The organism is Candidatus Villigracilis sp. (assembly GCF_057083605.1).
This window is the reverse complement of the sequence record NZ_JBXMTI010000010.1, coordinates 1-12,488: the sequence shown is the minus strand read 5'-3', so window position 1 is coordinate 12,488 and position 12,488 is coordinate 1. Positions and strand designations below refer to the sequence as shown.

The following is a 12,488-nucleotide window of genomic DNA, read 5'->3' as shown; positions in this document are numbered from 1 at the left end:
GACCATAAATCAAACGGCAATCCCCAGGGATATACCTGTTTGCTCAAAACCTCGTCGTATGCACCAACATTTAGGTATTGTGGATTAGCCTCCAAATCCTCCAGTGTGGCCTTCGTCTGTCGCTCATGAGCCGGCTGCGCTGTTCCCGGCGAGACCGCGTTTTCAAGCACTTCATTCAGCAAGTCCACATACGGCAACAGCGTGAACGCGTTCTCACAGTTTAGATCTATTTCGCCCAGGTCAGGCCTGCGTTCGAATAAAACATCTTTTGCAGATCTTTGTTGAAACGCAACACTGCCATCATCGTTGATATGATCGATCAGATTGCGATCGCTCAAGAAATTAAGTATGTCCACCAGATAAGCTGCCGGGCTGTACATCGAGCGGCAATCCTCACAGGCGCACAGATCGAGAGAGCCGAACAGTGTCTCCCAATCAGGGATAATGACATCGGTCCCGGTTGACTCGGTCAGCGCACGCGCGCTATTCCCGTTTGGCGAAGTGTACTTTGGCAACACCTGCATCCCAATCGTGTTGAAGCTTCCAAAGCGCCCGTACAGGTTCAATGCCATCGCGGTGATGCAGGAGGCGTTCTCGTAAATCGCCCTGGCACGCGGGGCACTCAATGCCGCGCTGTATTTGTTGATGAAAATAGATTGCCCCATGCGCATGATGGACTGGGCTGAGTGCAGACCATCATCCAGCAATATTTTCATCTCATTGTAATCGGGCGTTAGCTTGAACACGCGTTGCATGGCTTTGAGCTGGTTTTTGAAGCCTGCGCTTGTCCCTTTCAGAGCGTCGGGATTTTGTTTCAGGTAAGCTTCAATGTAAGTTTTGTCGAATTCAAAGGCCGGGTTGTTATCAAAGAATGTCTGCCAATCGGTATTATTCGGCAGATTGTCTTTTGCGATCCGTCCTGCAATCGCGGTCTTGGGGAAGGCATCCGCTAGCATGCGCGCCATGATCCGCGCATAGTTATCCCGCTGCTCGGCATCATCCTTGCCCGGCACGCCGGGTGGAAACCCAATGACCTTCCCATTGACTTGCCTATTCATCAGGCTCTTCCAATCTTCTTCATCCTTTTTCGCCAGGTCGCGCAGGGAAGTTTTAGGGCCCGCTACAGGTCCCAACATGCTGCGCTGTAGCTCCTCCACCAGAGGCACGTGATTCTGGGTCAGCATGCCGAGTTGCAGGGTCAACTGGATGTTATCAACCTGATCTTTGAAGACATCGTTCGTTCGCAAACTCGTCCAGAATTCTTCAATCGTTCCTGTGCGATTCACATACAGTTTCAGGAAGGTTCTCATGTTTGTTCGATCATTGGTTTGATCTTTGATGACAGTGCCCAACAAGTCGCTGAGTGGAGCACGACCCTCGCCTGGAGATTGGAATGCCTGATCCACAATCGCTTCAGATAGTGCTGTCATGATTTGATCCAGCTTGGGTCGTTGACCGAGCGGGATGAGGTTCTTCTCCAGTGCAGACTCGAGCGCAGCGCGTTGCACCTGTGGGCTTTGCGTGAGCAGGGAGGGCAAATCCGTCGGCAATCCTTCGCGGCAGAAAGCATAGAATACATCAGGCGAAAGGTCGGAACGGTTGGCTTCCTTCGACAGCCGCTCTGCGACACTTAGCCAGGTGATTTCCTGCTGATCGATCCCGGTCTTTTCTGAAAGAAACGCGATCTGGTCCTTTGTCAGACCTCCGAGTTGAGTCTTATCCAGTAATGGCGACAGAACCTCTGTATCTTGATCGAAGCGCGTTGGACCTTTATAGATATCGCCACCGACCATCAAATCCACGGTCTGATCTTGTTGCACATTAAATATGGTTTGTGATGAGACGAGCACTTCACCGGCTTTATCCAGGACCTGGACGATCAGATCTGCCATGCCGCCTTTGCCACTCAGGACTGCGCTCGGTTCATACGTAATGGTATATTGCCCATCACTGTCTGTCTTCGTCCTGCCCAGCTCCTTTTGACCGATCAAACCTTTATCGATGGCGCGTACATCGACGCTGGGGAAAGGTGTGCCGTCCGCCTGGCGCACCTGGCCGTGAATGCTAATCCGGATCGGCAGTGGCTCTGGCTCAGGAGGAGGTGGCTTGGTTCCGCCTGAGGAGGACAGCCTGCTAAGCATTGCGTCCATTTGTTTCGCGGTCTCGGCATCCACAATGCCTGTTGGCGGCAGGCCGTGTTGAGTTTGAAAATCCTTGACCGCCTGTTCCGTGGATTTGCCAAAGCTCGCACCTTTATCGTCGACAATGAATCCCAACTGTCGCAATTTGTCCTGGAGCAATCTGACATCTTCGCCGCGCATCTTGGTCGTCAAGTCTCTGCTATTGTGTTTCAGCTTTTTCATGGTCTACCTCCGTTCAATTTCAGCAGGCGGTACTTTTGAAGCCACTGGCTTCCGTTGTATTAAACGCGAACTAATTTGTCTTTTGGAGACTCAACCCATACGCGCCAGTAGTTGACCCTAGACTGCCCATTTCAACAGTAAATTTATAGATATCTGACGTTGGCAGAGTAAAGGTCACATTGAAGCTACTGGCAGCCCCATTACCATAAGTCAGTTCCTTACCGTCTGATCCAAACAAGCGGATTGTCGCGAACATGTTTGGAGTTGTTGGTGTTAGTCTGATTAAAATAGCGTCATTGACCTTTCCTTGAAAGGTGTAAACATTTACCTGCCCAGGTGCGGTGATGACGCCCGCCAGCGATTGACCATATGTGATCGTTCTCGGGTCGGCAGAAACAGCAGATATCGATCCAGAAGGTTGGAAATCAGCAACCTGAAATGTGTTTGCAGAACGGTCGAGACGAATGTCTTGAACCATTTCAGGCCGCAAGGTGACGTTCTGTTGATTGGTCTTGAAACTTGTTGTGCTGACCTGGATTTGCGCATCAAGCAAACTGCTGGTAAATGGCACAACGAATTTTACAATCCCGTTGGAATCTGTTGGCTGGCTGAAGATACTTCCATTCTCTGTTAGAACGACGGAGGCGCCATCGAGAGGCGCTCCTGTGTTGTTATCAACCACACGCACAATAACGTGATGATCGCCGCTGCCTTCAGGCGTTAACGGAATATCAAAATTTTGATCTCCCTCGAGTGGAACATTCGCATCATAAGCAACATACTGGGCAGCCTGAACAAACACCTGTGTATTTCCCTTCTCCGGCTGGTCAATCGTAAATGCCGCGATGCCCTGCGTATCTGTATAGGCGATATAGGAAACTCCCTTGGCGAGAACAAGCACCTGAGCATTGACTATGGCGGTGTTGTCATCTAGATTGGTGACATGTGCAATGATGGTGATCTCTCCAGAACCAGAACTGGTACTATTGATCAGTGGATGAACTAGATTGATTACCGCGACAATGATCGTGCCGATAACTGTAATGATTGCCACGCTAATGGCAACAGGTATGCGTTTTGACTGCCTATGGGACTTCGCCATGAGGGCCACTGGAGCGCTGACGTTATGCTGTGTTGCAATTTGCTCTTGCAGCGAACTCCCGCAAGTGCCGCAAAACTTTTGGCCGGAAGGATTATGGTGCCCGCAATTCGGGCAGCGTATAACTCGAGATTCGTGATTCTTTTTGGATTGGGAATTTCCAAGTGATGGTTGCATGGTGGCTCTTCTCTTTGCTGAGATTTTTATGGAGTTTCAGTGTTTGGTGGCTAAGGCTTTTCCATTATCCGTTCTCATATGACTGCCTCTCGTGCCAGCAGCGGCTGCCCGTAATTGGAGCAACGAGTGACTTGTGATGAATGACTCTTTCTGGGTTGTGTATCTTCTGTTGATGGTTTCATAGCGGACCTCTTTTGTATCAATTTTTTGGAACATTTTGGTAGCTGATAGTTATGCCTATAAAGGGTTCTTGCTGGCCCCTGTTGGAAAATCTTGGAATTGGATCCCCTCCACGTTTCAACCCAGGAATACTTAATTTCATGAACTCATAATGGATCAATTGACCCTGAAATGTGTCCTGCACGGTGGCGCTGTTAATTCCCATAACCCCCCTAACTTGCAGCCCTGTGCGATTCCGAAAATTAGCACTCAAAAATAAATCCCCGCGAGATAGATTTGGATCTGTAACATATGTTTCTCTGCTTAGAGATCGCACGTTTCCAAAAGGCGCGCGCAAGGAAAAGGGTGCGTTCCCCTTCTCTATCGTCGTATGGGCACGGTGAGGTATGTCCGTCCCGACAGCAACAACGACTCCTACCTCCTCCAAACTCCAACCAAACGGCAGATAACGATTCTGTTTCAAGAATAAGCTGCCACCGCCAGTTTTTGCTTGATCGGTCATATCATAGCCAGGAGGATGACCTAGAAAATTAGGTGCAAGGACGTCGTTCCAGGTTGAAAAGCGTAGGTGCTTTCCGGATATCGAGATTACCCCCATTTGCTGTTTCTCGATTCTTGCCAAGGGACCACTGGGGTCAGCATCGAACAAGCCATAGCCATATTCGATGTTGATATCCTTTTTCTTGGAGACTGGTATTGTCGCTCCTACTGTCGCAAGAAATTCAGAACGCCAACCATATGTCGGTTGCCCCAGAAAAAATCGGGGTTCAGAATGCCAGATTTTTTCAGAGACGCGCGCATTAAGTAAGAATCTCGAACTACGTGAGCCAAGTGGAGCTATTGGTGAAGTTTCGGCTTTCCATGTGATCAGCGCCGGTGTATCACCCATGAAGTCAGGGGGGCTGCTTGGATCCTCGGCCTGTAATCCCAGGGAGTCAATGAACCGCAAAGGGTTATTTCTGGCATATGGATAATGACCTTGTCCAACTACCATTTCTGCTGGATCACAACTTGCCCACCTCCCTAACCACGGCGCGAAATAGCGTGCCCCATGGTAATACAGTCCGCTCTCTTCATCGCGCTCCTTGCTTGTGAAGCGATACCGCTTCAAGCTCACCATAATGCCACTATGCACTGCCTGATACGATGTGCTTCCGTAAGGATAATATTCCTCGTAAGAGATCGCCGCCGCGCTTTCATCCAACTCCAAACTCTCCGAGCCAAGATGGTTGACAAATTGATAACGAATGAGTTGTTGTGGCGCAGGGTCGTTGCCTTGCGTACGCGTTTCAATGAGTGCGATGCGTTGTTTGTCGTCCATGATGTGCAAGGTTTCGCGTTCAAGATCAACTGCTGCTGTCGCGCCATTGTATTTGCGATAAATCTCAAAGCCGCCCAGACAAATGCGCTCTTCCTTGCGCGAGCCGTCCGTACGTTCGGTCACTTTGCGGGCGCGCTGCCCCGAAGCATCATACACGTAATAGGTTCGTTCACCCGAGCCATTGGTGACTGTCTGCTGTTGTGTGACGTGCAGTTGGCCTTTGAAGTCCCATTCCATCACGCGCAAGTGCGGCATTGCTTTCATATTGCCATGCTCGTCGTATTGATACTTAGCTGAATACGGCCCCGCATCGGGGTCACCAGGCAGGCTGGTGCTGAAGAGGCGGTTGCTGTCATCTGCGTATTGGTAGCGGCGCGTCCAATCTCCATCAGCGGCTTGATGGATCATGTTGAGAATATTGCCGACCGCGTCGTATTCGTAATTCTCGCGATAATTGCGCATCGCCTGTCCATCGGTGGGCAAGGGTCGGTTCATACGCGGCGAGTCGTCATGGTCAACTTGTGCGTTCGTATTTTGCCCGATGTGTTCGCGTCCATCCGCGCTGATGAGGCGATAAAGTGCATCGTAAATGTACTCAGCGCTGGCCCTCACCACTTGATTGTTGAAGAAGATCGTCTGTTGTGCGTCGTCTTGAATGGCAGTGATATTTCCGACTGGATCGTAGGTGTAGCTCAAATCTTGTAGACGCTTGTTGTCTGTCAGGCGTGTCGTGATGAGGCGCTTCAAGCGGAAGGTCTGCTCGTCGTATTCGTAATCAGTACGCGCACCGTTTCCATATTCAATCAAATCGCGCTGGCCCCTCGCGTTATAGTCTATGTTGGTGACGAATGGCGTCTCCGTTCCCGCACCGCGCAGGTTGACGTGCAACTGCTCCAACAGGTTGGCTTCGTTATAGTTTGGTTTGATCACGCTATTATCAGGCGTAGTCAAAGTCACGGGACGATTCAACGCGTCGTATGTCGTGCTGCTGGTGAAAGTCTCGCTTTCAAGCGAGGGAGACTGGCTCCAATCCACTTCGTCCTTGTAGTTCTGAAGGAGCTGGCGCTCCCCGCGTAACAGGTACCCCTTGAAGTCGTAGGCTGCATTGGTGACCACACCTGCGCCATCGAAGACCTGATAGGTACGCGTCCTGTGATTATTTGCATCGCCCTGCGCCTCGCCGTAAACCGTGCGTTCTGCCAAACGCCTAACGTTGTTTTCAGTGACAAAGAGTTCCGTAGGTCGCTGCAACTCATCATAGATCATCCGCCGCATAAAGCCGCGGCTGTCCCAGGTGTAGAGCGGCTTGCCTGTCACATCACCCAGGGCCCAGCGTTCGCCCGCATCCATGCTGATCGAGTGAATCTGCGTGCCGAGCAGGTCGTAGTCATAGCGCGTGACGACGCGCTCTTTGGCGTCAATCACTTCGCGTTGATTGCCTTCAATATCAAACACAATGCGCGTCGGATACTTTTCCTCAACGACCGCGTTATTCCGCTCGAATTTGTTGTGCGCGACAGTGAGGAAGGTCCTGCCTAGTGAATCGAAGTGTGCAACAGTCGGTGTGTCCGCGTGGCGCGCGGCTTTCTTTGCGGCGCTCTTTTCCTCACTGTCCATCCCTCCACTGATACGCTTCTCATACCAAGTCGGCTTGTAATCTGCATCTGGCAAATGGCTGAAGAACGAGCCGACATCCGCATCCGTTTTGGGATCGAACGTGACCGTGTCATTCACATCATAGGTTGCCTGCTGCCACGGGTCAAAGACCACCTTCTCCCAACTGTGATTCGGATGCAGTGTAGCGATAACGCGCTCGAGCGGATCATAGAACAGGATTGGCGTCGCGCCAGTGTCGGTCATATCCGCTTCGGGTTCATATAGATGCGTACTGCTGAAAAACGGTTCGTACTTCTTGATCGGCTTGCCCTTGTTGTTATAGACTGTCCGTCCCGTGCCGACGCAGCGTCGTCCGGAATTTGCCCGAATGATTTTTCCATTGACATCGCGCAGGAGATCGCCTGGCTTGATATCGCCTGATGGAAGTAGGACATCTGCCGCGCGCTGTGGAGCCTCGCCCACCTCTGCCTGGACCTTGGTCTGGATCTCGCGCCCAAAGCCATCCGAATACCCGAAGCGAATCTGAATGGGCGAATTGTCTCCGCCCGAATCCCTTGAATGAATCTCACGCGCCAAGATCGCCGCGAACAGCGGCTGACCACAGCGTTGGTACCGGTCGAGATCATAGAGGATGCGTGTGCTGGCTGTTTTCAATAATCCCTGCGCGTTCCCGCGCGGGTCTTTTATGAAGGCCTGTAGTTGCGGGAGAGTGGGATCGAGCTCAAAGGTATTATCAATAAAGTCTCCCTTGTCCTCTCCTGCTTTGCCCATGATTGCAGTCGCAGTCACCATGCCCAGCGCATTAAATGTGGCTTGCGCGCGGTTGCCGTTCGGGTCCGTGACCTGATAAGGCTGCAGCACGCGATAATCGTTATCTGCGATCACTGCATTTTCAAGAGCATCGCGTGTCTCTCGTATCAACAGGTTGTGCGTATCAAAGCGAATGATTGTCTCTGTGCGGACCGCATCGGTATGAAACGGATCGCGATGACGATGCGGCAGGAAGAAATGGGCGCGTGCGTACGCAAGTTCCTGTTGCGGCAAATCGTTCGTGTCCGGTGAAAGGAAGATCTGCCCGGAGGGAATCCACCAGTTCGTATCACCTTCTTCCTGAAAATAATGGCCATCATCAGCCAGCATTTGGTTTGCTACCCGCGCGCCACCATAGGTCTGTGCAAGAAGCCCCGGCGTGAAGGCAAGCTTATAACTCTTACCAGGCAGTGCCAGCGACTCAATATCGCCGAGTGGCGGGAATGCGGTCAAATCATCTTTTCGATACAACGTGCGGACATGCTCGATCAAACGCAGCCGTGTTTCAGCGGGTGCATTGGATGGGTTGTTACGCCAATCCCATTTTTCATAGGGCCATACTTTGCTTTCATCAGGGTTATCCAGATCCAATGGGAATAACCCGTTCGTGAGCGTGACCATCTGCTCGAACTTGAACAATTGAACCAATATGTCATGTATCGTTGGCTCCGGCGGTTTCACGATCTCATAGGTGCGGGTTTCCACTGGTAAGCCGATTCGATACCAGTCCGCCTCATCGGGCCGATTCGCAAAGCGATTGGCCGTGAGAGTTATATGCGTTTCTTTTTGTTCGGACACAACCACACCCGGAAAATCGTGTCGCCGATAGCCGATGGCGAGCGCGCGTAATATATTTCCGAAGTCATCCACTTCCAGGGTCATGGCATGACTCCCGCGCGGGTCGGCGCGTTGTTTGCCATCCACATTCACCAAAGTGCGTTCGTAGTGAACATCCATCTGCTCGCGGGCATGCGTGAGGAAGACAGCATGTTTATTGATTCCCTTCGGTTGGAGCCGCTTGATGGTGTAGTTGCGCTCTGAGATGCTGTAAGGTCTGTCCGATTTCTCAGTTGGTGTTCCATCAGGTTTCTTGTCGAGGGCATAGATTTCCTGCCTCAAGATTGCACCTTTGAGCGACCGGCAAGTCTCGCGAGTTTCTTCAGCAGTCAAATCATCTGGCAACACCGTATCGGGCAGCAAAATGCTTTGAAACTGGGCATCGGTCAAATCTCCCTCGCCCAAACTCGGATCCCCCTCGCGATAATATTCGTGTTCGAATTGTTTGGATATGTTTCCATCTTCGATATAGGCTCCTGTATGGAACCATGTGCGTGTGTAAGCAGGTGGAATATACGAAGCCGCATCCCAGTTTGTGTCATCGTTGGCGATCGATCCTGATGCTGCCAGAGTACCAATCTCCTCTGTATCCCATTGTTCCACCATGCCAAAGCCGCGAAACTCGCGCTCTTCGCCATCGAAGTATCCGTGATGATAGACATAACGCGTCACAAAACGATTTCGGCTGATGTGGTCATAGGTCTCTACGCGTTCCAGGACATGCACAGGGAAAGGCAGGCGTGTGATCCACGGTTTGCCATCCCGCCTGTCGTTCAAATAGAACTTTGTCGAAGGCGCGTAATGTATGGTTGTTTTCGCGCCGAGGTTATTCTTCACTTCGATAAGTAAATGCGGCTTTTCCTCCATCAGCGCAATGTAACGCATCGGTCGGTGAGCATCGCCTGGCAGGGGCGACGACCAGACCAGGCAGGCCGTGCCATTCCCCAGAAGGTCAACCATCTGCACCGAGGCGATATTGTCAATGGCAGGGAACTGCGGCAGGGTAACTGCATCGCTCCAACGGTTGCCGCACTGATTGAAATAAATCTGGACTCCATCGCGCCGAAGATACAGGATGTCTGTTGTGCCGGACCCATCCGTGTCTGCCAGTCTGATCCGCTTTTGATCGAACTGGTCGGGCGCGTCGAACCACGGCGCGTTGTCCATTGTCACCTTGGCTCCGAAGCGACCATATCCAAGATTGGGCCAGTAACACACCTCGCCGTTGCGAATGCGGACGAGATCACTCAGCCCATCGCCCGATAGGTCGGCAAGATGAATGGATTGTGTACCATCGGAAAAGACAAGCCGCGGTCCCTTCTCTTCATCCAGCGCCAGGCTCAGGCGGACCCCCGGTCCAAAACCTTCCTCCGCCAATGACGGATACCAGGTCAGCGCTTCGCTTTCGGTGACCAGGAGGTCCGCGTGGCCGTCGCCCGTCAGGTCAACGAACTTCAAGCCCGGGTCGCGAGTATCTAAATTAGGCCATGAGTCAAAAGGCTGAAAAGATACCCAGTCCGCATCGCCCGTGCGCTCGTAAAAACCGCGCGCGGAACCTTCCATCTGCACCAGATCCACCTGGCCATCACCTGCCAGATCAAGGAATTGCGCGCCGCCATTCAATCCACCTGCAGGTTTTTTCGCGACGACTTCTGTTGCGCCAAAGTGGGCGATTGTGTGCTCCTGTCCATTTTCTCTTACCTGGTTATTCGCGCTGAGGTTGCGTTTGTAATACCAGCCGTCCGCCTGTTCAGTGAGGATGCCGGAGGTGCCCTCACCATCCAGGTCCATCCACTGATAAGCCGCGCCGTCCAATCCTGCGGGCAGGTTTTCGATGCTTTCCTCGTCAACAACCTGGATTGGCAACTCGGAAAATTGCTCGGGTTGCGGCACTTGGCTGTACTCGAATTCAACGGGTGGCAGTGATTTCTTGAGGTAACTTCCCCCCGACTGGAGTTTATATCCATTTTGCGTGACAGAAGCGATGAACGAGGCGACTGGGTGGCCCTGCTTGAGATCGTCAGGGTTATTGCGAATGTTTCGATATACAAAGTCGGTCGAACGCACCAGGCAGTCCGGACCGACATTTGCTTCGCCTGGAAAATGATGGAACATCAAAACACGCTGGCACAATCTATAGGTGCGAATTTCAAACCCAGCGCGATAAGATGAAAAAGGATCGTGACGGAAGAGCCACTCTCCAGCCTCGTTCGGTTGGGGATTATCTCGATTGTGTTCGCCGTAGTCGAAAACGACTTCGAACATCCAATCCGTTATCAAAGTAGGGTCGGTGACCTTCCAATCGGCATCACGGTTCGGAGTGCGATTTCCATACAGGATTCGTTTGAGGTAACGATTGGTTGCACGTCCTTGATCCGTGCGATTTCGCTCATGGGTTTGAGATCGATCAACACCAGCAGAATCCTCCGCGGCGTACTTATAAATAATCGCATTGCCCTTATCGTCGAACCTCTCGCAGATCAGCCAACTGAAAATGTGAGTACTATCAGATGGGTCGAAGATGCGGCTCTCGGGTGTTTTTCCATATAATGTGGTGATATTGTCCCTGGAAATGGAGCGCCAGTGCATGTCGCCGTCTGCCCTGCGCGTCCAACGTTCGACGCGTGCAAAAAGCCCCTCGATACGCGGGCGGTAGCGATGGATGATGAATTCTGGTGAGGTGGTTTCATCTTCGAACCGATCCCCGTCATCTTTGAGGGCCGGCACTAAATCCTCGGCGCCTGATAGGATAAAGACATCCGACTCTTCCGCGTCCTGGTACTTGGGCAGCCCTTTATCCGTTTTCCGTGTGATCGAGGGGAGCGCAAGGCTCCAACCGAACCCGAATGGGCCATTGCCGGAGCCTGAGTCGTACGAAAGATTCAGTTGCGGCCCAAAGCCTGAACGCCCGGGACTGACGGCGATCGGCACTGACATGGAGCCAGTCCCTGTTACCGGGTTGGCGGCAAATTTCTCGCCAATGCCGCGGATTGCACCGCCACCTTTGGGAAGCGTCACCGAAGGTGGACCTGCGTTTTGTTTTGGGCTGTCCGCCTTTTCTTCCATTGGACAACCTTTCCGACCTTACTCCTGAATTGACCGAAAAACAAAAAGCCGCCGATAAATCAATCAGCGGCTTCGACGGCAGACTGCGTTGCTTGCCCGCCATGAGTTTGGATTATTTGGATGTAGACAATTTGAGGCAATTTTCCCCGTTTTGTATGGTTATTCTAACCCAAAGATATTCATCAGTCAATTTTTGTGATTTATTTGTAACTGCTCTGGCTTTCATTTTCATACGCTTACTGGCTGCTCGTTCGGTAGTATTGTTTGATGCCTTCTCCATTGAATCTCCAAAAAGGTATCATGTGAGTTTGGTGGAAGAATTGAAATAAACCTTAAAAATAATTCTTCTATTCCTGATCAGGCACGAAAAATATGTCCAATTGTGTGTATCCCTGCCCGTGTGGATTTTGGAATGATACACAAAAGCCCTGCACCTGCGCGCATGCATTGGTGACGAAATATCAGAAGCGGATCTCTGGTCCTCTTCTTGATCGCATTGATATTCACATTGAAGTGCCAAGAGTAGATTATGAAAAGTTGAGTGCAGATCGAGTGAGTGAATCCTCTGATTCGATTCGTGCACGCGTCCAAGCCGCGCGAGATATACAAAGCAAGCGTTTCTCAAAGAATGGATCAACAGATATTGTCTGCAATACCAACACGCGCGTGGGGGAGATCCGGCAGTATTGCAAATTGCAGGCAGAAGGAGAAAGCAGTCCGCGAGGCCCGTGAAGAGGCGTACCGAAGCAGAGCGATGTTGGGCATTGCTTCACATGAACTTCGTACTCCTTTGGGCGTGATCATCGGAAATGCGGGAATGCTGAAACTGCCACTGCCCGCAGAGAAATCAAAAGAGATGGTTGAGACGATTTCTCGATCGGCGATTTCTCTCAACGAAATTGTTTCGCGTTTACTTGACCAGGCTCATATTCAATCCGGAAAAGTCCAACTTAAGCCGGCTGACGTACGTGTGGCTGATTTAGTCAACGGCGTCATGGAGGAGATCACTCCATTTGCA

Annotated in this window: 5 protein-coding genes and 1 pseudogene; 2 read left to right on the top strand and 4 right to left on the bottom strand. The window is 51.5% G+C overall.

Features of this window, described 5'->3' with window-relative positions; translation table 11 throughout:
- The 4 genes and pseudogenes from AC14M5_RS01785 to AC14M5_RS01770 form a co-directional block, all read right to left on the bottom strand.
- The coding region (locus AC14M5_RS01785) for a peptidoglycan-binding protein (protein ID WP_484027905.1) at positions 1–2,363 on the bottom strand (2,363 nt) is incomplete at its 3' end.
- Positions 2,364–2,433: 70 nt separating this feature from the next.
- A complete protein-coding gene (locus AC14M5_RS01780) occupies positions 2,434–3,465 on the bottom strand; it encodes a peptidase associated/transthyretin-like domain-containing protein (RefSeq protein ID WP_484027906.1) in 1,032 nt (343 codons plus the stop codon).
- A 51-nt stretch (positions 3,466–3,516) separates the two neighbouring features.
- Positions 3,517–3,639, bottom strand: a pseudogene (locus AC14M5_RS01775) (zinc-ribbon domain-containing protein); the annotation flags it as partial.
- A 199-nt stretch (positions 3,640–3,838) separates the two neighbouring features.
- Entirely contained in the window at positions 3,839–11,470 is a 7,632-nt protein-coding gene (locus tag AC14M5_RS01770) for a SpvB/TcaC N-terminal domain-containing protein (protein WP_484027904.1), read from the bottom strand.
- 372 nt (positions 11,471–11,842) lie between these two features.
- Here AC14M5_RS01770 and AC14M5_RS01765 point away from each other — a divergent pair, with 372 nt between their 5' ends.
- Positions 11,843–12,202 carry an ATP-binding protein gene (locus AC14M5_RS01765; protein WP_484027903.1) on the top strand — a complete coding sequence of 120 codons (360 nt, stop codon included), beginning with the start codon at positions 11,843–11,845 and terminating at the stop codon, positions 12,200–12,202.
- A gap of 22 nt (positions 12,203–12,224) precedes the next feature.
- Positions 12,225–12,488: sensor histidine kinase (locus AC14M5_RS01760; protein ID WP_484027902.1), on the top strand; the 264-nt coding region annotated here is incomplete at its 3' end.

What these genes read in the sequence shown, in the direction of transcription:
- AC14M5_RS01770 (WP_484027904.1), bottom strand. Translation starts at nt 11,470, where the DNA reads ATGGAAGAAAAGGCGGACAGCCCAAAACAAAACGCAGGTCCACCTTCG.
- AC14M5_RS01765 (WP_484027903.1), top strand. Translation starts at nt 11,843, where the DNA reads ATGTCCAATTGTGTGTATCCCTGCCCGTGTGGATTTTGGAATGATACA.
- AC14M5_RS01780 (WP_484027906.1), bottom strand. Translation starts at nt 3,465, where the DNA reads ATGGCGAAGTCCCATAGGCAGTCAAAACGCATACCTGTTGCCATTAGC.